The sequence below is a fragment of the Cellulophaga baltica genome (assembly GCF_900102165.1).
Taxonomy (GTDB): Bacteria; Bacteroidota; Bacteroidia; order Flavobacteriales; family Flavobacteriaceae; genus Cellulophaga; species Cellulophaga baltica.
Genome location: NZ_FNBD01000001.1, coordinates 577,633 through 601,452, shown reverse-complemented (window position 1 = coordinate 601,452; position 23,820 = coordinate 577,633). Strand labels below are relative to the sequence as shown.

The window sequence follows — 23,820 nt, the reverse complement described above, 5'->3', positions numbered from 1 at the left end:
GCTTTGAAAAAAATGTATCTTGCATCAAATTATTGAGCTTATGAACTGGGAGCAGCTACTTTCATTGAAACGACAAGGAGATCATCACAAAAGATTGCGTAAAGAGCAAGACGAAACACGATTGGGATTTGAGGTAGATTATGATAGAATTATATTTTCTTCCGCTTTTAGATCCTTGCAAGATAAGACTCAAGTTATTCCTTTATCGAAAACAGATTTTGTGCATACTAGGCTTACGCATAGTTTAGAGGTTTCTGTAGTAGGAAGAAGTTTGGGAAGAATAGCAGGAAAAAAAATAATAGAAAAGCATCCGTATTTAAGTGAGGTTCACGGCTATCAAATGAATGATTTTGGAGCCATTGTTGCTGCAGCTGCCTTGTCGCATGATATCGGAAATCCGCCATTTGGCCATAGTGGAGAAAAAGCTATTGGTGAATTTTTCAAAACTGGCGAGGGCAAAAAGTTTAAACCACTACTTTCCGATAAAGAATACCAAGATATTATAGATTTTGAAGGAAATGCTAATGGCTTTAGGTTACTTACTGCTTCTAGAAAAGGTGTGGAAGGCGGACTAAGGTTAAGCTATGGGACGTTAGGGGCTTTTATGAAGTATCCAAAAGAATCATTACCTAAGAAACCAACGCGCCATATTGCGGATAAAAAGTTTGGTTTTTTTCAATCCGATAAAAATGAATTTATTCCTATTGCGCAGGAGTTAGGCTTGGTGCAAACAAGTGCAGGAGAATCTATTAGCTATTCTAGACACCCTTTGACCTTTTTGGTAGAGGCGGCAGACGATATTTGTTATACGATAATTGATTTTGAAGATGGTATTAATTTAGGTTTGATTTCGGAAGAATTTGCTTTGGAGTACTTAATTAAGTTGGTTAAAAACAGTATCAATACTAAAAAATACAATTCCATGGTGCACATGGAAGATCGTTTGAGTTATTTAAGAGCATTAGCGATTAATACGCTTATTACAGATGCTGTGCGGATATTTGTTGAAAATGAATCCGCTATTCTAGCAGGAGAGTTTCATGTAGCTTTATTAGATAAGAGCGATTATAAAGCGCAAATTGATGATATCATCAAACTTAGTATTGATAAAATTTACCAATCACAAGAGGTCATAGAAAAAGAGATTGCAGGGTATAAAATCATCTCTGATATACTCCAAGTGTATACCGCCGCTTTAATGAATAAGAAAGAAGACAATGCTTCTAATTATGATAAGCTCTTAATTAAAACACTTCCTGGAAACTATAAGGATACCGATGGTTCTGCCTATGCTATTTTATTAAACACCTGCTGTTATGTTGCTAGCTTATCAGACAGTGCTGCAGTGCATATTCATAATAAAATTATGGGAAAACAGCTTTAAGAATCTAAAAATCATATGTAATACCAATGCCTAAAATTTGTTTGAATTGAATTTTAGGCACTCCCTTTGAGGTGACCACGCCAGCGTCATCTACAACTTCGTCAAACAAAATATCATTATCAAAGATAACTTGTGTTCCTATGTTACTCGTGATGTATTTATTGACTTTAAGATTGAAATTTAGCTCCCAATCTACATCAATATTCCCAAAGCTGTTGAGGTAATCCGTGTATAAACTAATCCTGTGATTCATCAGTACGTTGGTCATTATTTCCTTTTCCCAAGTATTAGTGATGAGAAAACCGAGCTCCATAAAGACGTTTTCACCTTCTTCAATAATAGCGCCATCCGCATCTTTTACGGCTTTTTTAACCCCAAAAGAACCGTTGTTGGCAAGGTCCTGATCTAAAACAAAGGTGGCTTTTTGTGTGATTGGTGAAATATAAAGATTAAATTTTTTGCCTTCAGGTATGTAGGAGGTACCTGCACCTAAAAATAGATAACCTGGTGCCATAAAAGTAGAGATCGGGGTTTCAGTATCTGGATACTTATATCCGTTAGAAAATTGCGTATTAAAATTGGTTTTTACAGAATAGTACCAATTGGTAATGGTGTCTTTTCTATAACCAAAAGTAGAACTGAATCTAATGACATCTTCCGTTTTTCTAAGCTCCCGGTCTTCCTGCGCATTTAACCCGTAACGAACTTCCAAATCATTATTCCATTGGACGTATCTAAATTTATAGTTTCTAACAAATTTTGCATTTGCAGCTCCGGCAATTGAATTATTTCCACCGGCATTCCAATTGATAAAAGCTACCTCACTAAAATTAAAACCAATTTTATTCTCATTATCCCAGAAAGACGGAATTTTAAACCGGTTGTATTTGTTTTTTAGGGGTTTTGTTCTTTTAAAAGAGATGACAGGGTTAGTTAAGTTAGCGCCTCTCGGAATATTTTTAATCCGATCTTGAAACGAACGGATTACAATGGTGTCTATAGCTATGGAATCTATTTTTTGTGGTTCAGGAATACTATCTTGTGCATTAACTCTAGCAAAGCATAAGAAAACGACTAGTAGTGCAGTTAATTTTAGGTTATTTGCTTGCATTTAATATGGTGTTGATTTTCAATTTTAATGATAAAGCATCAATTTTAGCGATCTGATACAGTTCTTCTGTGGTCCCCTGTTCGATAATTTTATCTTCTATCCCTAAAACAGTTATTGGTTTTTGGTATAAATTCTCATTGGCAAATTCTATAATCGCACTTCCAAAACCTCCCGTTTTACACCCGTCTTCAATCGTAATAATATGATCGTAAGAGGTGAAAATTTGCTCTAATTCTTTACGGTCTAAGGGTTTAATAAAGCGCATATTATAGTGTCCTATTTTTTCCATGTCCTCAACTTCTTCGAGAACATTACTGACCATATTACCAATATGACCGATGGAAAGCACCACAATTTTCGTTCCAGTTTTTAGTTTTTGCGCCTTTCCTATTTCAATTTTTTCAAAAGGTAATTTCCATTCCTTTAATACACCGCGTCCTCGAGGGTACCTTATGGCTATAGGATGGTTTAAACCCAATTGTGCCGTATACATGATATTTCTAAGCTCCAGTTCATTCATTGGAGCTGCGAGTATTAAGTTTGGTATGCATCTTAAAAATGCAATATCATATAAGCCATGATGTGTAGCGCCATCTTGTCCCACTAGCCCTGCTCTGTCCAGACAGAAGATTACAGGTAAGTTTTGTATGGCAACATCATGAACTACTTGATCATAGGCGCGTTGTAGAAAAGTAGAATAAATAGTGCAAAAAGGTATAAACCCTTCCGTGGTCATGCCTGCTGCTAATGTCACGGCATGTTGTTCTGCAATACCCACATCGAGAGCTCTTTCAGGAATCTCTTCCATCATGTATTTTAAAGAACTACCCGTAGGCATAGCTGGAGTAATGCCTATAATTTTTTCATTCTGTTGTGCTAATTCTACTAGGGTAAGGCCAAATACATCCTGATATTTTGAAGGCTGAAACTCGTTAGATTTTGGAAGTAAATCTCCCGTATCTTTATTGAATTTTCCAGGGGCATGGTAGGTCACTTGGTTTTCTTCAGCTTGCTTAAGGCCTTTGCCTTTCGTAGTAATTAGGTGTAATAATTTAGGGCCTTTCTTATTTTGTAGGTTTTGTAACGTAGAAATAACTACATCAAGATTGTGTCCATCTATTGGACCTGTATAGTCGAAGTTTAAGCATTCAAAAATGTTTTCATCTTTTGCTGTCCCTTTTTTAACATTGGTTAGGTACTTTTTTAAGGCACCTACACTAGGGTCAATTCCAATAGCATTATCATTAAGAATGATGAGAACATTAGCATCTGTGGCACCTGCGTGGTTTAGTGCTTCAAAAGCCATTCCGCTAGCAATAGAGGCGTCGCCAATTACGGCAATATGATTTTTATGTAGGTCGCCCTTTAATTTAGAGGCAATGGCCATTCCTAGAATTGCCGAAATAGACGTAGAGCTATGGCCTGTTCCGAAAGTGTCATACACGCTTTCACTTCGTTTAGGGAATCCACTGATACCATTTAACTGTCGGTTGGTTTCAAAAACATCTCTTCTGCCTGTTAAAATTTTATGTCCGTAGGCTTGGTGACCTACATCCCAAATTAAATTATCTACGGGGGTATTGTAACAATAATGCAAGGCAATAGTTAATTCTATTACACCAAGACTAGCTCCTAAATGACCTTCTTTAGCGGCCACGGCAGCAATAATAAACTCCCTTAATTCTTGGGCAAGTTTAGGAAGCTGTTGAGGAGACAGTTCTCTTAATTCTTTAGGAGAATTAATATGTTGCAAAATGGAGCTATTCATATCATATATAAAATCACGCAAAAATACCTATTTTGCGATACTCTTTCAGTTAGATTTCGATTGAATTATGCACTATATGTTTTAATTTGAATTCTTTCCTTACTTTTTAGGTTTTAGCGTCAAATAGTTCTTGAATAATTATCTTTTAATACTTTTGACTTATGATAGCACCTTTTGATGATACTTACTACATGAAAAAAGCCTTGCAAGAGGCAGAATATGCTTTTGAAAAGGGAGAGGTCCCTGTAGGAGCTGTCATTGTAATCCAAGATAAGATAATTGCTAGAGCACATAACCTAACAGAGCAACTCAATGATGTTACGGCACATGCAGAGATGCAGGCAATTACGGCAGCGGCTAACTTCTTAGGAGGTAAATATCTTAAAGAATGTACTTTATATGTAACCCTAGAACCTTGTCAAATGTGTGCAGGAGCTTTGTACTGGAGTCAGATTTCTAAAATTGTATATGCAGCAACAGATGTAGATCGCGGTTGCGGGGCCATGGGGACCACCTTACATCCTAAAACTAAAATAGTAGGGGGTATATTAGAAGCGGAAGCTTCTGCACTTTTAAAGCGATTTTTTGCCCAAAGAAGAAATCTTAATTAAAATAAGAAAGCTCCAAGAGCAATACTTAGAGCTTATTAATTTTTTTAAAAATACGTAGGGATTAGCCTATTACTTGTACCTGTCCTGCGACAATACCTTTTTTGCCCTCCTCTTCTTCGTATTCTACTTGATCTCCTTCGTTAAGTTCAGCACCATTTAATGAAGTTGCATGAACAAAAATGTCTTTTCCTGTGTTGTCGTTGGTAATGAATCCGTAGCCTTTAGATACATTATAAAATTTTACTGTTCCAGTCATTTGTATAAAAATTAAAATAATATTATATACAAATGTATACTTTTTTACGAATTTCTTACAATTCGGAACAAAAAAACAGCCTTATAGACTACTGGTTATCAGTCTTTTTGGGCTTTTTACCTTGCATTTTAAGGATATTTTCCTCAGTGAGCATGTAGTCTTTTACTTTTTTCCCCTTGCTTTCTTTAATAAGAAATAAAGGCATAGCAACTAAAAAAATTCCCACTGTGCCTAGGCCAATACATTTATGCGCAAATGCAACTTGGGTTTCTTTTATAGTAAAACCATAGATGATTGATGCTAAGGAAGCTAGTAAAACAAGGGAGATAAAATATTTTAATTTCATTAGACCTTTTATTTTGTAAAATTTATTAGTTTTCTTCGGTAGGCGGTAAGAAGTTTAGATTTAGAAATAAATCCAATATAAGATCCGTTTTTAATAACAGGGAGATTCCAAGCGCCACTATCTTGAAATTTACGCATTATTTCTGTCATCTTATCTTTCTCCAATTCTATAATTTCTGGCGGTGTATGCATAACATCACTAGCAAAAACTTCATTATATAGTTTCTGGTTAAACATAATTGCTCTAATATCATCTAGCAATATCACGCCTAACAAACTATTATCTTCCTTGTCAACTACAGGAAAAATATTTCGGTTAGATTTTACTACCGCGTTATGAACCATGTCTCCTAAAGACATTTCTGGATGAATAATAGCAAAGTTATCTTCAATTACTTTATCAATATCCATCAAGGTTAATACTGCATGGTCTTTATCATGTGTAATTAAATCGCCCTTTCTTCCTAATTCCATATTGTAAACGGAATGTGGGTGTGCATATTTAGTTATGGAATAAGAGATAGCTGCGGTGATCATTAATGGGATAAATAGCTCATAGCCGCCCGTAACTTCTGCGATTAAGAAAATTGCGGTAAGCGGAGCATGCAATACTCCGGCCATTAGGCCAGCCATACCAACCAAGGTAAAGTTACTCTCAGATACTTTACTGCCAAAGAGATTGAGGGTGTTGATAATTTTAGCGACACAGTTTCCCATGATACTTCCCATAAAGAGGGTAGGAGCAAATATACCACCAACTCCGCCTGCACCAAATGTGAGTGCACTTGCAATTATCTTGAAAAGAACCAAACCAATTAAAAGGATAATCACCATCCAAACATTGGTAAGATCTAATTCGAAAATATTATTTTTTAAAACTTTTTCAGGGTTCCCTTGTACAAGGCTGTTTATTACATCAAAACCTTCTCCATACAGGGGTGGGATAAAATAAACAAGAATTCCTATTCCTATTCCTCCAATCAACAAACGCTTTATGGGAGACCCAATCTTGTCAAAGAATTTCTGAATTCTATCATATACTTCTGTAAAATAAATAGAGGTCAAACCAGCAATGATTCCTAAGAATATAAAGAAGGGTACATCAGCCAATACAAAAGCATCTTTTGTTTTAAATGGAAGTAATACATCGTCTCCAAAGAAAAAATAGGATGTGATAATAGCAGATATGGATGCTAGAAGTAAGGGAAGCATAGAGGCTATGGTTAAATCTAGACTAAAAACTTCTATAGCAAAAATTATGGCAGCAATAGGAGCTTTAAATATAGACGACAATGCGCCTGCTGCTGCACAACCAATCAAGAGGTTCCTGTTGGTTTGGTTCATGTGGAACATCCTAGAAATGTTGGAGCTAATAGCGGCTCCAGTAGCTACTGTTGGTCCTTCTAACCCCACAGAACCTCCAAAACCTACCGTTAGCGGCGCGGTGAGGAGCGATCCAAACATTTGATATTTACGCATAATACCTTTATGCTGAGATATCGCATGAAGGGTAGAAGGGATACCGTGGCTTACCTTGTGTCTAATGACGAATTTTATAACGAGGTAAACGAGTATAAGCCCAATAATAGGAAACACGAATAGAAAAGCTTGGTGATAGTCATTAACGAGCTTGCCTTCTAGCAAATGCTGAAAAAAGTGTGTTAAGTTTTTTAGTATGACAGCGCCTACACCCGATGTAAATCCTACAAGAATACTTAAAAAATAAATAAACTGGCGTTCAGAAATGTGCTTTACCCTCCAAACCAAAAATTTGGTAAACCAAGTTTTTTTAAGTTTTTCCATTATATAAAGAATCCCGAAATAGTTCGGGATTATAATTTAAGCTTTTAAATCTAGTTTTAGATGTAATTCTTTTAATTGCTCATTATCAATTTTTGCAGGAGCATCAATCATGACATCGCGACCACTATTGTTTTTAGGGAACGCAATAAAATCTCTAATGGTTTCTTGTCCCCCTAAAATAGCAACTAATCTATCTAGGCCGAAGGCTAAACCTCCGTGTGGTGGCGCCCCGTATTGAAAGGCATCCATTAAGAAACCAAATTGAGCTTTTGCTTCTTCTGGAGTAAAACCTAAATGCTTGAACATGGTAGCTTGCATGTCTTTATCATGAATACGAATAGATCCTCCGCCTATTTCATTACCATTTAATACTAAATCATACGCATTAGCTTTTACCGCACCTGGATCTGAATCTAATAATTCTAATTGACCTGGTTTTGGAGATGTAAATGGGTGGTGCATCGCATGGTAATGCCCTGTTTCTTCATCTAATTCTAATAATGGGAAATCAATAACCCATAATGGAGCAAATTCTTCAGGATTTCTTAGCCCTAAACGTTCTGCTAGTTCCATACGCAAAGCACTAAGCTGTGATCTTGTCTTGTTGGCATCACCAGAAAGTACGCAGATTAAATCTCCTGGTTTAGCACCAGTTGCTGCTGCCCATTTTGCTAAATCTTCTTGATCGTAAAATTTATCTACAGAAGATTTAAAGCTACCATCTTCGTTATATTTAGCATACACCATTCCTTTGGCGCCTACTTGTGGTCTTCTAACCCAATCAATCAATGCATCAATTTCTTTTCTTGTATACGTAGCAGCACCAGGAACAGCAATACCTACTACTAATTCAGCATCGTTAAAAACACCAAATTCTTTATGTTGTGCAACCTCATTTAACTCACCGAATTCCATTCCGAAACGAATATCTGGTTTGTCATTCCCGTATGTACGCATAGCATCGTCATACGTCATTCTAGGAAAGTTCTCTATTTCAAAGCCTTTTACTTCTTTTAAAAGATATTTGGTAAGGTTCTCAAAAACATTAAGAATGTCTTCTTGCTCAACAAACGCCATTTCACAATCTATTTGTGTAAACTCTGGTTGTCTATCTGCTCTTAAATCCTCATCTCTAAAACATTTTACAATCTGGAAATATTTATCCATTCCTCCTACCATAAGCAATTGCTTAAAAGTTTGAGGAGATTGTGGTAAGGCATAAAATTGCCCTTCGTTCATTCTACTAGGCACCACAAAATCACGAGCTCCTTCTGGAGTAGACTTAATTAAATATGGCGTTTCTACTTCAATGAAGCCTTCGTCAGATAAAAACTTGCGCACTTCCATGGCAACTTTATGTCTGAATATTAAGTTATTTTTTACAGGATTTCTTCGGATATCTAAGTACCGGTATTTCATTCTTAGATCTTCACCACCATCTGTTTTATCTTCAATGGTAAAGGGAGGAACTAAAGCTTTGTTTAAAACCTTTAATTCTTTTACTAAAACTTCAATATCTCCAGTAGCAATATTTGGGTTTTTTGAAGAACGTTCAATCACCGTTCCTTTTATTTGGATGACAAATTCTCTTCCTAGAGACCTTGCTTGTTCTAATAGTTCTTTAGAAGTACGTTCTTCATCAAAAATTAATTGTGTTATACCATAACGATCGCGTAAATCTGCCCATATGACAAAACCTTTATCTCTTACTTTTTGTACCCAACCAGATAAAACAACTTCTTGATTATTGTTTGAGGCTCTTAATTCGCCACAACTATGACTTCTGTACATGCTAAATTATTTTGATGGCAAATTTAGTAAGTATCTTCTATTTATTAGAATTTAATTAGTACAGATTTATATTTGAATTTTTGTAATAAACTATAATTAGTGATGTGTTAAAGTGTTGTTTTACAATTGTTTATTACTGCAATGTAAAGTTAATGTAAATAAAATGAGTATTTAAGGTAAAATATTTGTATATTTGATACGTTAGTATAAATAAGGAGTAATAATATTAAAAATATATATCATGAAAACATTCACATTTTTTTTAGCACTGTTCTTAACAGTTGCCATATCTGCACAAGAAACTAAGCCAACTTTTACAAAGGATGGTAACAAAGTAATTGCTACGTATTTTCATGATAATGGAGAAATAGCACAAACTGGAGAATTTCTAAAAGGTAAATTACATGGGGATTGGACGATGTTTGACGAAGCTGGTGAGAAAGTTGCTAGTGGAGAATATTTAAATGGTAGAAAAACAGGTACTTGGTTCTTCTGGAAAGGTGAAGAATTACAACAAGTAGATTTTGAAGATAGTAGAATAGTTGGTGTTACTAAATTAGACTCAAAAGGAGCTGTAGTGAGTAACAAATAGTACTATTTAATATATAGTAAAAGCCCTGATAATTTTTATCAGGGCTTTTTTTTGTTTCTAGATATACCTCCTTGTTTTTTATTAAAACTTCGTATGCCATAGTAATCTTCCATCCCATTTTAGGACTAGTCATGTATGCTATCTTGTGAATCTAAGGATAGTAGTGTCAAAAGAAGAGTTATTCGTTACAAGTAACTTACTGCTTTAATGGCGTACAGTTATAAATAACTAGGATGTAAAACAAAACACTCCCTTAAAAGCGCAGCTTTTAAGGGAGTGTTTTGTTCAATTAGTTAAGTGTAAGCTACGATACGTTTTCTTCTAAAGCTGGTGTTTCTGAGTCACTAGAGAACTTAGTGTGCAACCACATCTTTAATTTCATAACGAGAAAGAATAGTACGGGTACTAAAATTAAGGTTAAGAAAGTGGCTATTAATAAACCATAAATAACGGTCCACGCTAAAGGTCCCCAAAAGATAACATTATCACCCCCCATGTATATGTTTGGATTAAAATCTGCAAACAAGGTAAAGAAGTTAATGTTTAAACCTATTGCTAAAGGAATTAAACCAAGAATGGTCGTTATTGCGGTTAGTAATACAGGTCTTAAACGTGCTTTACCAGCTTTTACAATACTTTCATAAAGGTCTTCAGTCTCTAAATAATCAGCATCTTCTAAATCTAAATCGTTCTTTTTACGATCAATTAACAGCTGCGCGTAATCTAGCAATACTACTCCGTTATTTACAACAATACCGGCCAATGATATAATACCTACCATGGTCATCATAATAACAAAGGCACTTCCTGTAATTACTATACCCCCAAATACGCCAATGAAGCTTAAAAAGATGGCTAGCATAATGATAGTAGGCTTAGAAATAGAATTAAATTGAAAAATAAGAATAAAGAATATTAATCCTAGTCCTGTAAAAAAGGCGCCCATTAAAAAGGCCATTTGCTTATTTTGTTCTTCAATCTGGCCTGTATAATCAATTTTGATATTGGAAGGCAGCCCTTCATAACTTTTCATTTCGTTTTGAACTTGAGCCACAATAGCACTGGCATCTGTAAATCCAGGAGATAAGGCAGAATAAACAGTTACTACACGTTGAGTAGCCTTATGTTTAATAGCACTAAATCCAGAATTATTAGCTTGCTTTGCAACAGTAGAAAGTGGAACACTTTTCATTTGTCCTGTATTGTCTCTAAACGTAATGTTTTGATTGAATAAAGCGCTCGTATTATAACGGTTTTCTTCATTAAAACGAATATAGATGTCATAATCTTCACCATCTTCTTTGTAAATACCCGCTTTAGAACCAAAAATAGAATTTCGTAATTGTGTACCCACTTGAGCAGCACTAATTCCTAATTCTCCAGCTTTTTCACGATCAATAACCACACGCATGGTGGGCTTGTCTTTATTTACATCAATCTTCAACTCATCAATACCTGCAATGTTTTTAGTATTGATAAACTCTCGCATTTTTTCAGCAGTATTAATTAGCTCATTGTAATCATCACCTTGAATTTCAATGTTTATTGGAGATCCCGCAGGAGGTCCGGCAGCATCTTTCTCAACAGAAATTAAAACACCAGGATAAATTCCTACTAAGGCTTTTTGTACTTTTTGACGCAGCAATTCACTATCTTCTCCCTTACGAAATTTATATTCGCGCATAGAGGCTGTAATTTTCCCTTTATGGGGCATTTCTGCAGAAGAACCACCGTCTGTTTGAGGATTGCCAGCACCTTCACCAACCTGAGAAACTGCGCTTTCTACCAAAAAGTTATAATCTCCATCTTTATATTGATTGTCATTGATAACCTTGTACACACGTTCTTCAATTTCTTTGGTAATTGCGTTGGTTTTCTTAATATCAGTACCTTGTGGGTATTCTATATATACAATAATCTGATTGGGCTTATTATCTGGGAAAAATTCTACTTTAGTTCGTTGAGAAGCTAATGAAGCACCGAACGCAATAAAAGATAAGATCAACAGCACAAAAGTACCTATAGATAATATGTAAGGCATTTTATTGGAAAGGGCACCGCGTAATTGGCGTTCATACCAATTCTCTAATTTTACTAGTGTTTTATCTTGGAAGGTATTGGCCCACTTACGGATAAACCAACGATACAACCAAAGCATCACGGCGGTAAAAATCATTACAGTTCCTAGTCCACGATAAGCACCGCCCACAAGTAGAATTAAGATACCAACAGCAGCAACGATGCTTGTAACTTTAATGATTTGTTGTAATGGCATGTCTTTATCTTGAATCGTCATATAGCGCGATACCAATACCGAGTTAAAGAAGATTGCAACGAATAGCGAAGACCCCAATACTACCGATAAAGTTATGGGTAAGATTTTCATAAACTCTCCCATAATTCCGGGCCATAAGCCTAATGGAATAAAGGCAGCTACTGTTGTTGCAGTAGAGATAATTATAGGAAAAGCAATTTCTCCAATTCCTTTTTTAGCAGCTTCTATTCTGCTCATACCTTCGTCTTCCATTAAACGGTAAACGTTTTCTACGACTACAATACCGTTATCTACCAACATACCTAGCCCCATAATAAGACCAAATAATACCATGGTATTTAAACTTTGACCAAGCCAACCTAATATCATTAATGACATGAACATAGACATCGGGATTGCAAAACCTACGAACAGGGCATTTTTAAATCCTAAAAAGAACATTAATACGGTAACTACTAAGATAACCCCGAAAATAATGTTGTTCACCAAATCATCTACTTGACCGATGGTTACAGAAGATTGGTCATTAGTAACCGTTACTTTTAAATCTTGAGGAAATTGATTTTTTATAGCATCATCTACGATAACGCGAATTTGCTCAACAGCAGCAACCATGTTTTTACCAGCACGTTTCTTAACGTCTAACATCACTACAGGCTTACCATATTCACGAGCAAAAGTGGTTTTGTCTTCTTCTTTAAAAGCAACAGTGGCAACATCTTTTAAATAAATAGGGTTTCCACTTTCCGCTTTAACAACAAAGTTTTCTAATTCTTTAGGGTTTTCAATTTCACCTAAAATTCTAATGGTACGTCTTTGACCGCTTGAAATTAAATTACCAGCAGCCATCGTAACGTTTCCGTTATTAATAGCACCAATTATATCATTAAAAGTAACCTCGGCAGCCATCATTTTATAGATATCTACAGCTACTTCTACTTCTTTTTCTTGAGCTCCTCGAATGTCTACCTTTTTTATTTCTAAAAGATTTTCTATTTCGTCTTGTAAAAACTCGCCATATTCTTTTAATTTTTCAATTGGATAATCACCCGTAATATTGATATTTAGAATAGGCATTTCTTCAGATAAACTAAGCTCAAAAACATCTGGTTCTACTTTGGCACCATTAAACGTCGGCCAGTCTTCACTAGAAGTTTCTGTATCTATTTCATCTTTAACCTTTTGTTTTGCTTGCTCTACAGTGATGTTTTCGTCAAACTCAACAATGACCATCCCGTAATCTTCTTGAGAGGTAGAAGTTATTTCTACAACATTACTTACCGTTTTAAGTTTATCCTCTAAAGGATCTATAATAAGTTTCTCTATATCTTCAGCGGTATTTCCAGGGAACACAGAGCTGATGTATATTTTAGTTTCATTCACCTCTGGAAAATTCTCTCTAGGCATGCTAAAAAATGCAGCAATACCTAAGTAGAAAATTACAGCAATAAGTACATACATGGTTGTCTTATTGTTAATGGCCCAAGAGGATAATCCAAACTCTTTTTCGACTTGTTTTTTCTTTTTAGTCATTCGTTTTTTGGTTTAAAGATTAATTACTTTAACAGTTTGGCCATCTTCAACACTACGCGCACCTTCTTTGATTATTTCAGCACCATTTTCTAAACCTTCTAAAACCTCAATAACATCACCTTGAGTTTTACCTGTTTTTATAATGATTTTTTTGGCAACCCCTTCTTCATTCGCTTTTTTATCACTCACTAAATACACATACTGTTCTCCGTCTGCATTTTCAGAAATAATACTTTGAGGAATTAATACGGCATTTTCATTTGTATAATCATTAATTTTTAGACGAGCTGTTAAATTAGGTTTTACGCCAGATTCTTTTGATGGAATACCAACCTCTACTTTAAACGTTCTATTAGATGGATTAATGAAATCTCCTGCTTGTCTAATTTTAGTGCTAATTGTTTTTCCAAGAATAGGAAACTCTACTTCTACGCTTTTACCTTTCGAAACATTGGTGATGTAATTTTCAGGTACATCTGTTTCAATATACATATGGTCTAAATTAACAATACGCATTATTTGAGATTGCCCTGCAGCTACAACACTACCTTGCTCGGTAATAACATCATCAATAGTACCAGAAAAAGGAGCTCTAATAACTGTTTTAGCGATTTGTTGTTGTAATTGCGCTACTGCTCTAGATTGAGCTTCGTAAGTAGATTTTGCTTGCAGATATTGAATTTCACTTCCTATTTGCTGATCCCATAAACGTTTTTGACGCTCAAAAGTAGTTTTAGCTAATTCTGCTTGAATTTCTAACTGGGCAACTTGCTGACTTAAGCCACCATCATCAATTTTTCCTAAGATTTGACCTTTGCGGACATTTTGACCTTCCTTAACGTATATGTTAGTTAGAATGCCGTTATATTCAGGAGTAATTACTAAAAGGTCTTTCGTAGTTACATTTCCTTGTAATTCTAAATAGTGATTAAATACTTCGTTTTTAGCAGTAATGGTGGTAATTAAAGGAACCTTTTTAACCGTATCATATTGCGTTAAAGCTTCATCTAGCTGTTTAATTTTATCATGAATTGTTTGTTGCTCTCCAACCAATTCAGCACGTTTAGTTCTAATTTCTTCAGGGTTCGTAGTTGCGATAACATCTTCAACTGACTTCTTTTTATCTCCACCACATGCTACAAGTAGGAAGGCGGCTGCGCTTGCAATTAATAATTTTTTCATTGTATATTTTTTCTAGTTGATTGTTTTATTGTAATGGGCTTAATTGTTAAGAACTACCTCTAGTTCTGTCTTGGTATTAATAACATCTACCATAGATTGTAGATAAGTGTTTTGAGCATCATATAGTTGTAGTTGTGCTTGTCTTAGCTCAAAACTACTGGCAATACCTTCAGAATATTTAATCTGATTTTTGTTTTCGATGCGTTCTGCAAGGGCTAAGTTTTCTTTATATGTTGCATATTGTTCAATAGCTAAAATATAATCACTTTGTGCTTTTTTGAGCTGAAGTTTTATTTGCTGTTCGGCCTCTGTTAATTGTGTTTTTGATTTCTCTAAAGCAATTTTAGCACGCTGCGTACTCGCACTTCTTTTTAGGGAGCTAAAAATAGGAATGTTTAAGTCTACTCCAACAACGGAATAATCAAACCATTCTGTTTCGTCTTTGAAAAAATTAAATTGATCACTATAGGAAGAACTACCGTAGTTTATAAAAGCATTTAAGGTTGGTAATGCTTTACTGCGTTGTAACTTTAACTCTAGAGCACGTTGCTCGTTTAGATTTAAGGCCATTTTGTAGTCTACATTGTTTTTGAGATTAAATGAGGTGTCTGCAAAGGCTAAATCTGTTTCTTGTTGCGCCAAATCATCTAAATTGTCAGACAATAACGTAGGGCTGTCTGTTGCAATACCCATCGTTAAGTTTAACATTTGAAGCGTAATAATTTTTAAACGTTCGGCATTTTTGAGCTGATTTTCAACAGAAGATAAGGTGATCTGTAACTGTTCAACACTTTCTTCATCTCCTAATCCATTTTCATAAATCTTCTTTGTTTCAAAAAGATTCTTCTCTAAAGTAGCAATGTTGTTTTCTAAAATTTTAACACTCTCTTCTGCTAATAGTACATTACCATAAGCTTGTACTACGGCTTTTTTAACCTCTAATTTGGTTTTCTCTTGATTGTTTTTGCTATAAGCAATAAAGGTTTTTGTAGCCTGAACCCCAACGATATACGAGCCGTCAAAAATTTGTTGGCTAAGGGTAGCGGTTGCTGTTAAACTTTGAGGTTCGCTAAAAATTACAGGGGCAAAAGTACCTTCTTCTCCTCCAAAAAATTCTGCCGGAATCAGAGATATTGGTTGCTTCAATTGGTTCTGATAACTAACGGCTCCATTAATTTGCGGTAAGCCAGCAGCAATGGTTTCCCATTTTTGTTTTTTGGCATCAGCGATATCTCTACTGGCATTAATAGCGCTATAGTTATTCTCTAGAGCAAAATTAATAGCCTCATCTAGCGTAAAGCTATTTTTAGTTTCCTGCGCCATGCCTATAGAAAGGTATAGTAAGGCTAGGAAGGTTAAGAAATGATTTTTCATACGTTGATTGTTATTGGGTTTTCTACTATTGTTTGTTTTATTCTTGATTTGAATTAATAAGTTCATTTAAAACTTTTCTTCCCTCCGGAGTTACAATTCCTCTAAGGTGATATTCTAAATATTCATCTTGTAGTTTATTAACAGGAAATAAATCTGGCGGAAATAAGCTAAAATCTTTTATACTAGTTACTCCGGTGAAATATATTCTAGAGACAAATTCGATATTTAGATTAGGTCTGTAAATACCCAGGTCTATACCTTTCTTGATATTGTTAATGACGCATGATCGCATCGCGTCATATTGCTTAGATCTTAGTGAAGCATATATTTTAGGGTAATATTTTTGTAATTGGTACTGGGGAGAAGATTTTTCGTCCTTTAGGTGCTGCATCACAAACTTCTTAATTTCTAAAAGCTCTTCAATAGGGTTTTTTTGTAACGTACAAATAGCATCAATACCTGTTGATATGAAGCAAAATAATTGCAGTGTACACTCTTCTATTAATTTGGTTTTATTTTCATAATGAGCATATATGGTTTTTTTAGAGATACCCATTTCATGGGCTAAATCATCCATAGTAACGCTTTTGAACCCTAGGGTCAAAAACATTTCAGTTGCCTTATCTAAAACTTTTTCTTTCATAATTGGTTGCAAATGTAATTCGGAAACTTTAAAAACAAAAAAAGTTTCCAAAGTATTTACGATAATTTAACATTTGATTTTTTGTAAGCTTCCTTTAAGAAACACTTTTGTACTATTTGGGAGGTTTAATGTATTTTTGATAAAAAATTGCCAGATGCAACGCATAGAAGATTACCGTAAAGAATTTATAGCTTATTTAGAAGCGCATACCAAACTTGAAGAGCCTATTAATTTATATGAACCTATCAATTATATTTTAGCGTTAGGAGGGAAGCGTTTGAGACCTATTTTAACGTTAATGACTGCTGATATTTTTGGTTCAGATTATAAAAAAGCATTAGATGCTGCCTTGGCTGTTGAGGTTTTTCACAATTTTTCACTGGTGCATGATGATATTATGGATGATGCTCCCTTGCGAAGAGGAAAAGCTACCGTTCATGAGAAATGGGATATCAATACCGGGATACTTTCAGGAGATGCCATGTTGATTAATGCCTATCAGCTTTTTGAAAATTACGAAGGAGAGGTATTTAGAAGTCTAGCGAAACTATTTAGTAAAACAGCTATTGAGGTTTGTGAAGGGCAACAATATGATGTAGATTTTGAAACTAGAGATGACGTTACAATTCCGGAGTATTTGAAAATGATAGAATACAAAACGGCAGTTCTGGTAGGAGCAGCTATGAAAATGGGAGCCATTATCGCGAATGCTTCTTTAGAGGGTCAAAATAGTATTTATGAATTTGGAAGAAATTTAGGGATTGCATTTCAGCTACAAGATGATTATTTAGATGCCTTTGGAGATCCAAAAACATTTGGAAAACAAGTAGGAGGAGACATTATAGAGAATAAAAAGACGTTTCTATATTTAAAAGCAATAGAGCATTCTGCTCCAGAACAAGTAAAAGAATTAGAGCATTTATTTTCTATACAACCCGCAGATGCTACCGAAAAAATTGAAACAGTAAAAAGTATTTTTATAGACAGCGGTGCTGCAGAACGTACTCAAGAAGAAATATCTATCTATACTGAAAAGGCTTTTGTGGTATTGACCAAATTAGAGATTTCTGAAGAAAAGAAATTGCTTCTTAAGAAATTTGGAGAAAGTTTAATGCAACGAAAGGTATAATTAAAAGATACGACGTAACAAGGCTTTAATAAATGGCATAGGAGAAAGTGCGGAAATAAATTTTACGTCCTCTAAAAGGCTTGTTTCTTCATCTAAAAACTTGAAGATGAGCTGTGGTTTTCTATTCTTAAAGAGCGCCTCAAAGATAGACTGGCCAAGACCATTTCTGCGGTGTAGAATATCTAGCAGTAAAAGGTCATAAAACCAAAATTTATCTCTTTTTCCAAAATTTTGAAGTGGCTTTTGATCTTTCAAATGTTGGATTAATAAGGTTACTTTTTTCTGTGTGCTTTTAAAAGTGTAGCCGGTACTCGCTTTTGTCCATCCGCCAGCGGTACCAATGAATATTTGTTTCGAAGTATTTTTGCTTGTAAAATTATAAGAAGTCATAGGGATACTGCCCTGTTCTGTTTCTACAATTTCATAGTTATTTACTCCAATTTTCTGGGAGATGTATTTTTTTATTGCCTCTTCATATTCAGATGCCTTTAATAAGTGCTCAGAAAATAAAGTGTATTCAATTAACGCTTCATGTGCTGTGGTTGGTAACAGATACATAAAACGCGTATTTCCTCTTTGAGGAATTGAGAAGTCCATAAATGTAGCCACTTTAGGATCAAATACAGGCTGCTCTGTTTTAATAAACCAACCAATAAAATGCTGTTGTAAAACAGGATATTTTTGCTGCTGTAAAGCTTCTTTATAATCAAAGATACTATTGAATAGGGTAGCGGCTATAAAAGTGTTATTTGCAGTCTTTACCGTATTAACGGTGGCAGTATTAGTTACAGATATCACCTCTTCGTTTAAAAAAGTAATGTTCGGATATTCATCCAACTTTTTGAACATAGAGGCGTAAAAATCTAACCCTTGAATCATTTTATACTCATAGGGCGCAATCGGATATTTTTGATCAATCTGCTGTCCAGCAAATTGTATTGAGCTCCATTTTTTATGTAGAATATCATCAAAATCTCCTTCACCTTTTTCCCAAAAACACCATGTTCTATCATTAGTTTGCTTAGCATTTTTATCGAGAAGTAAAATAGACTTTTTAGAAAAAAAAGAATCCTTACCCATAGCATTCGCTAACGATAAACCAGCTGCTCCTGCACCAATGATTATGTAATCAAAAGAATTCATTAGTCTATTAAATAGGGTATCTGGTAACTTTTAATGATTGGAATATTTACAGTCTCTTTTACTTTTTCTGTTTTTGCTACCAAAGCTATTATTTCAATAGCTATATGTATTCCATAAATATTATCAGGGTTTCTAATGCCTAAGTAACTTTTATCTGTTGTAGATACTTTTACAATACCAGACTTGAAATTTTCACGAGTACCTTCTAAATTAGATTTGAAATCTTCTTTTTCTTTAAATAATTCGGCATCTTTATCAGAATTTATCACATAGATATCGCAAATATTAGCTCCGGGAGGAGGATTTAAATTGCTTACTGCACTCTGTATTTCATTATCTTCTTTGATAAACTTTGTAAGTTGTGATGCAAAATTAAATGATGATAAGGTGTTTTTTATGTCATTTTCTTCTCTTGAAGCGCTAAATACATAATACCATTCTATCGTGTTTTTTGGTAAACTTACGGGCATAATAATTCTATTTTTACCGCCTTTTAATAATGCGTTGGAGGTGCTATTTAAATAAAACTTCTCATTTTGAATAGAAACAGATTCTAGTTTTTTCTTATCTACCAAACGCTCTGTAGGAAAACCGTAGGTAGTATCTTTTTTTACTTTATAGCCTATTTGTGGTTTCTTTTTCCGCGAGGATACTATTTCATAGTTAAGCTGATAATCACTAAGCTTAGAATTATTATTTCTAAGAACTAACTTATAAATACCGTTGTTAGAAATTGTAATGGTTTGCGAGAAGGTTTTCTCGCCTTCTACCTTTACTAATAATTTGCTCGGGTATTGGTATAGTAGAAAATTGTTCTTTTTTGCTTTTTTACTCTTAGGTGTTATACTTATAGTAACCACATCATTCTTATAAGCGGGAATCAAGATTTCTTTTTCTTCATCTGGACCTAAAGCTACAATTTCGCTATTAGAGGTTTGTGCCTGGGTGCTAAAAACAATCAAAAAGATAATTAGGTAAAATGTAGGTTTCATTATCAGCTATTTTTTTCAAAGATACCAATTTAAACTATCCGTAATAAAGTAACAATACCCTAGCTTTTATTAATCTATTCTATAGCGTAGGCCAAGAAATCCTCTGATACCTTGATTGGGTCCATAAACATAGGTGGGATCAAAAGTTAATGCGTATGGATTATCAGGTGTTGCCATGGCATTTCCGTTAGGATCAAAAGTTACATTTTTATCAAAAGGATCTTCTGCTCGAGCTATAATAAAAGGATTTCCTTTGTTGGGTGTCCAATTCAATAAATTTTTCAATCCGCCATAGATTTCAAATTTATCTATTCCTTTATAGGTGAGTTGTACATTTTGTATACTCCATGTTGGAGAATATTCATTTCGCGGATCTAAATTACCTAAAAGCGGTAAGCGCATGGGACCATAAATAGTTCCTGTATAATCAATGCTTAATTTACTTTTAGGTATAGTGTATGATATATTCCAGGTACCAGAATATTTCTCCGTAAGAATTTGTGGTGTCTTAATGCCTTTTTCTGTAGTAGTTACCTCTTGAATTGTAGCTCCTAATAGTACTTTAATTCCATTTGGGAAGGCTATATCAATATTTCCGCTTATACCTTGTGCAATAGATTTGCCTTCTAAATTATCATAGATAATTTGATTGGGGTTGGTATCATAATCAGGTAGTATGGCATTGCTAAAGTTGGTATAAAATACAGATAAATCTAAGCCGAGAAATAACCCGCTGGTACTATATATTTTTTTTAGGTAATTAAGGTTGATATTAAAAGATTGCTCTGGTTTAAGAGCTTCTGCTATAATAACATCTCTAGATCCTGTAAGTGCGGCATGTTCTTCTGTGAATATATTAACCACACGGAACCCTGTTCCGGCGTTTAAACGTAAGATATTATTGTCGGTCATTTTCCAGCGGTATGCCACTCTTGGGGTAAAAATTGCACCATGGCGTATATCATAGTCATAGCGAAGCCCTAAGAGTAGGGATTGTTGCTTTGTAAAAGCTATCTCATCTTGAGCAAATACACTAGGGATTACAACTTCATCTGGCTTGTTTTTATCTAACTCTGCGGTAGCAGTAGTATTGTCATCATAATAGTTATACCGTAAAGACGTTCCTATTAAAACATCATGCTTGTTTTTACTTAGATCCCAAGTTAATTGAGAAAAACCAATACGCTGTTTCGCTAAATAAGCAACATCTCCATAGACAGAATTTTGATCATGATCTGTATAGGAAAAAGAAAACATCATTTTTTCTTTTATGGGAAGCTCATATTTTCCTAATACTTCAAATCTTCGCGTGTAGATGCTTTCCCCATATATTTCATTTCCACCACGATATTCTGGAGTCCATTGTAACTCTCCTCCCCATCTGTCTTCGTAGAAAAATCGTCCGGCAAGTGATAAAACCCGATTTTCATCTCGTTGAAAATTCCACTTTTGGAATACGGAAATTCGATCTTGTAACGTTAGATCTGTAAAATTATCCCCATTATTATCGATCTTGGAATTAAAATTAAAGTAGTTGATGCCAAGTAAAACGTTTGTTTTTTTACCGATGTTAATGTTACCGCCAGCGTCTAAATTATATTCACCCCAACTAGTTGCAAAACCATCCATAGAAAATTTTGGTGCTTGTCGTGTGTTTTTTGTAATGATGTTTATAAGACCTCCAACGGCTTCACTCCCGTATAAACTGGAGGCAGGACCTTTTATAATTTCAATCTGTTCTATTAAGGAGTTAGGAATCCCAGATAAACCATAAACCGTACTTAGACCACTAACAATGGGCATTCCGTCTATTAGAACCAGAGTATAGGGCCCTTCAAGACCATTAATATGTATGTCGCCCGTGTTGCATACATTACAATTTATTTGTGGTCGTACTCCGTTTACATTTTGTAATGCTTCAAAAATACTGGCTGTAGGGTTTTGTTTTAGAAAAGTGGGACTGTATACTTCTACGGGTACTGGGCTGTCTGACCTGCTGACAGCTTTTAAAGTTCCTGTAACTACCATTTCTTCTAATTGCTCAGAGTGGCTTATTAGATTTATGACTATAGTACTGTTTTCTGTTAGTGTAACATTTTGTATCGCTGAGGTATAGCCTATGGCAGAAACTTTAAAGGCGTATGATCCTGGAATAAGATCAAAGGAAAACTTTCCGTCCGCATCAGAGGATGTTCCCAGGGTAGTGCCTGCAATTAAAATAGTAGCAAATGGCACTGGTGTTTTTTGATCTAGAATTATCCCAGATATTTGAGTAGTTTGCCCTATGGCAGCATATGGTAGAATTAAACAGAGCGTAAATAGTAGCTTTATTAGGGTTTTCATGTATAAATTTATTTAAGGCTAATTTAATTTTTAGACAAAGCTAAAAATATATTTATAATAACAAAAATTATTATGATGTGTGAAATAAAAATGTACTTTTGGGTAAATTTTGTTGATGACACATTCTGAAGAAGATTATTTAAAAGCGATTTATCATTTGGGAGGTACGGAGAACGAAACAGTATCTACAAATGCCATAGCGGAACAGATGGATACAAAACCTTCTTCTGTAACAGATATGATTCGTAAGCTTTCAGAAAAAGAATATGTTTCTTATAAGAAATATCAAGGGGTGAGTTTAACCGATGATGGGAAGGAAAAAGCTTTGTCTATCGTTAGGAAGCATCGCTTGTGGGAGGTTTTTTTAGTCGATAAGTTAGATTTTTCTTGGGATGAGGTACATGAAATCGCAGAACAATTAGAGCATATTAAAAGCGAAAAATTAATAGACAGTTTAGATAAACATCTAAATTACCCCAAGTTTGATCCGCACGGAGATCCTATTCCTTCAAAAAACGGGGAATTAATGAAAACCACTAAGCGATTGCTTAATGAAGTGGAATTAAAACAAACAGGCATTTGTGTGGGTGTTAAAGATTCTTCGGCTCCATTTTTAAAATTCTTAGACAAACATGGTATTGCCTTGGGCGATAAAATTACGGTGCTTGATAAAGAAGATTTTGATGGCTCATTACAAATCAATATCAATGATAGGTCTATTTTGATCTCGCACCTCATTGCTTCTAATTTATATGTAAAATGCGATTAGAGGTACATACGTATGCCATAATTATTTAGATATTCTCAAATTTGGCAAGGCTATTGTTTATCAGAAGTATATAGTATAAGAAATCAACCCTATGAAAAAAATCTTATTTGCACTTTTCTTTTTACCTATGGCGATGTGGTCACAACATACTTTAAAGGTACATGTTGAAAATGTAACAAATTCTAACGGACATATTAGAATAGCTATGTATAATTCATCTGATGGTTTTCTGGCTTTTGATAAAGTATATGCATCTAAAACAGGAGCTGCTGTAAAGGGGAAAACTACTATTGTTATAGGTGGAATTTTAGAAGGTACTTATGCTTTGGCCGTTTTTCATGATGAGAATTCTAATGAGAAATTAGACACTAATTTTTTAGGAATTCCTAAAGAACATGTTGGTTTTTCAAATTCTAAAATGAAAACCTTCGGTCCGCCTAGCTTTGAGGATTGTTCCTTTGTATTACAAGAAGATAAAGAAATAAAGGTAACTATTAAATAAAAAAGGGATGCTTATTAGCATCCCTTTTTTAATATGAATTTAAAGGAATTACTTCCCTTTGAAAATTCTTACTTCTTTACCTTTACTGTAATAAATATCTTCATAAACATAATCTACATCATAGATTGGCTTATTGTTTTCTAAGATGATTTTAACGACTTATTCTGCTAGCTAGTTAATTCATATTAAACGCTATTTATTTTTTTAAAGAGTACATGGTTGGTAGGGATTCGGATTCTACCGTATTTGCTATCTTCGTTGAAAAATTGACACG

19 protein-coding genes are annotated in these 23,820 nt (G+C 34.6%); 6 read left to right on the top strand and 13 right to left on the bottom strand.

Going from position 1 to position 23,820, the window contains the following annotated elements; translation table 11 throughout:
* The first annotated feature begins 40 nt into the window (after window positions 1-40).
* Entirely contained in the window at window positions 41-1,384 is a 1,344-nt protein-coding gene (gene dgt / locus BLQ19_RS02640) for a dGTP triphosphohydrolase (protein WP_074537291.1), read from the top strand.
* 4 nt (window positions 1,385-1,388) lie between these two features.
* Here the strand turns inward: dgt and BLQ19_RS02635 are convergent, their stop codons facing one another.
* Complete coding sequence (locus BLQ19_RS02635) at window positions 1,389-2,495, bottom strand: DUF3078 domain-containing protein (protein ID WP_074537290.1); 1,107 nt, start codon at window positions 2,493-2,495, stop codon at window positions 1,389-1,391.
* Entirely contained in the window at window positions 2,482-4,263 is a 1,782-nt protein-coding gene (locus BLQ19_RS02630) for a 1-deoxy-D-xylulose-5-phosphate synthase (protein WP_074537289.1), read from the bottom strand. The genes BLQ19_RS02635 and BLQ19_RS02630 overlap by 14 nt, the downstream gene beginning before the upstream one ends.
* A gap of 161 nt (window positions 4,264-4,424) precedes the next feature.
* Here BLQ19_RS02630 and BLQ19_RS02625 point away from each other — a divergent pair, with 161 nt between their 5' ends.
* Window positions 4,425-4,874, top strand: coding sequence for a nucleoside deaminase (locus tag BLQ19_RS02625; RefSeq protein WP_024482132.1), 450 nt, complete (start codon window positions 4,425-4,427; stop codon window positions 4,872-4,874).
* A gap of 61 nt (window positions 4,875-4,935) precedes the next feature.
* Here the strand turns inward: BLQ19_RS02625 and BLQ19_RS02620 are convergent, their stop codons facing one another.
* The 4 genes from BLQ19_RS02620 to aspS form a co-directional block, all read right to left on the bottom strand.
* Entirely contained in the window at window positions 4,936-5,130 is a 195-nt protein-coding gene (locus tag BLQ19_RS02620; RefSeq protein ID WP_024482131.1) for a cold-shock protein, read from the bottom strand.
* A gap of 88 nt (window positions 5,131-5,218) precedes the next feature.
* Window positions 5,219-5,476, bottom strand: a complete 258-nt coding sequence (locus BLQ19_RS02615) for a hypothetical protein (RefSeq protein WP_024482130.1) — start codon at window positions 5,474-5,476, stop codon at window positions 5,219-5,221.
* 8 nt (window positions 5,477-5,484) lie between these two features.
* Entirely contained in the window at window positions 5,485-7,278 is a 1,794-nt protein-coding gene (locus BLQ19_RS02610) for a chloride channel protein (RefSeq protein ID WP_139150186.1), read from the bottom strand.
* Between the two features lie 36 nt (window positions 7,279-7,314).
* Window positions 7,315-9,069: an aspartate--tRNA ligase gene (gene aspS / locus BLQ19_RS02605; RefSeq protein ID WP_074537287.1), complete on the bottom strand. Its 1,755-nt coding sequence runs from the start codon at window positions 9,067-9,069 to the stop codon at window positions 7,315-7,317.
* Between the two features lie 241 nt (window positions 9,070-9,310).
* On the opposite strand from aspS, the gene BLQ19_RS02600 reads away from it, so the two are divergent.
* The gene (locus tag BLQ19_RS02600) at window positions 9,311-9,661 is read left to right on the top strand and encodes a toxin-antitoxin system YwqK family antitoxin (protein ID WP_024482127.1); all 351 of its coding nucleotides are present in this window, start codon (window positions 9,311-9,313) and stop codon (window positions 9,659-9,661) included.
* Window positions 9,662-9,965: 304 nt separating this feature from the next.
* Here the strand turns inward: BLQ19_RS02600 and BLQ19_RS02595 are convergent, their stop codons facing one another.
* From BLQ19_RS02595 to BLQ19_RS02580, 4 genes are read right to left on the bottom strand one after another with little or no spacing between them, the layout of a single operon-like run.
* Window positions 9,966-13,469, bottom strand: a complete 3,504-nt coding sequence (locus BLQ19_RS02595; RefSeq protein ID WP_025616120.1) for an efflux RND transporter permease subunit — start codon at window positions 13,467-13,469, stop codon at window positions 9,966-9,968.
* A gap of 12 nt (window positions 13,470-13,481) precedes the next feature.
* Window positions 13,482-14,651 carry an efflux RND transporter periplasmic adaptor subunit gene (locus tag BLQ19_RS02590; RefSeq protein WP_029447331.1) on the bottom strand — a complete coding sequence of 390 codons (1,170 nt, stop codon included), beginning with the start codon at window positions 14,649-14,651 and terminating at the stop codon, window positions 13,482-13,484.
* Between the two features lie 39 nt (window positions 14,652-14,690).
* Complete coding sequence (locus BLQ19_RS02585; RefSeq protein ID WP_074537372.1) at window positions 14,691-16,025, bottom strand: TolC family protein; 1,335 nt, start codon at window positions 16,023-16,025, stop codon at window positions 14,691-14,693.
* A 37-nt stretch (window positions 16,026-16,062) separates the two neighbouring features.
* Window positions 16,063-16,668: a TetR/AcrR family transcriptional regulator gene (locus BLQ19_RS02580; RefSeq protein WP_074537371.1), complete on the bottom strand. Its 606-nt coding sequence runs from the start codon at window positions 16,666-16,668 to the stop codon at window positions 16,063-16,065.
* 154 nt (window positions 16,669-16,822) lie between these two features.
* Here BLQ19_RS02580 and BLQ19_RS02575 point away from each other — a divergent pair, with 154 nt between their 5' ends.
* Entirely contained in the window at window positions 16,823-17,797 is a 975-nt protein-coding gene (locus BLQ19_RS02575) for a polyprenyl synthetase family protein (RefSeq protein WP_074537286.1), read from the top strand.
* Here the strand turns inward: BLQ19_RS02575 and BLQ19_RS02570 are convergent, their stop codons facing one another.
* The 3 genes from BLQ19_RS02570 to BLQ19_RS02560 form a co-directional block, all read right to left on the bottom strand.
* Window positions 17,798-18,940 (bottom strand): lycopene cyclase family protein, encoded by a 1,143-nt coding sequence (locus BLQ19_RS02570; protein WP_074537285.1) that lies wholly within the window; start codon window positions 18,938-18,940, stop codon window positions 17,798-17,800.
* A complete protein-coding gene (locus tag BLQ19_RS02565) occupies window positions 18,940-19,932 on the bottom strand; it encodes a hypothetical protein (protein ID WP_074537284.1) in 993 nt (330 codons plus the stop codon). The genes BLQ19_RS02570 and BLQ19_RS02565 overlap by 1 nt, the downstream gene beginning before the upstream one ends.
* A gap of 69 nt (window positions 19,933-20,001) precedes the next feature.
* Window positions 20,002-22,275 (bottom strand): TonB-dependent receptor, encoded by a 2,274-nt coding sequence (locus BLQ19_RS02560; RefSeq protein WP_025616115.1) that lies wholly within the window; start codon window positions 22,273-22,275, stop codon window positions 20,002-20,004.
* Window positions 22,276-22,390: 115 nt separating this feature from the next.
* Here BLQ19_RS02560 and BLQ19_RS02555 point away from each other — a divergent pair, with 115 nt between their 5' ends.
* The gene (locus BLQ19_RS02555) at window positions 22,391-23,044 is read left to right on the top strand and encodes a metal-dependent transcriptional regulator (RefSeq protein ID WP_025616114.1); all 654 of its coding nucleotides are present in this window, start codon (window positions 22,391-22,393) and stop codon (window positions 23,042-23,044) included.
* A gap of 91 nt (window positions 23,045-23,135) precedes the next feature.
* Entirely contained in the window at window positions 23,136-23,546 is a 411-nt protein-coding gene (locus BLQ19_RS02550) for a DUF2141 domain-containing protein (RefSeq protein WP_025616113.1), read from the top strand.
* The last annotated feature ends 274 nt before the right edge of the window (window positions 23,547-23,820 follow it).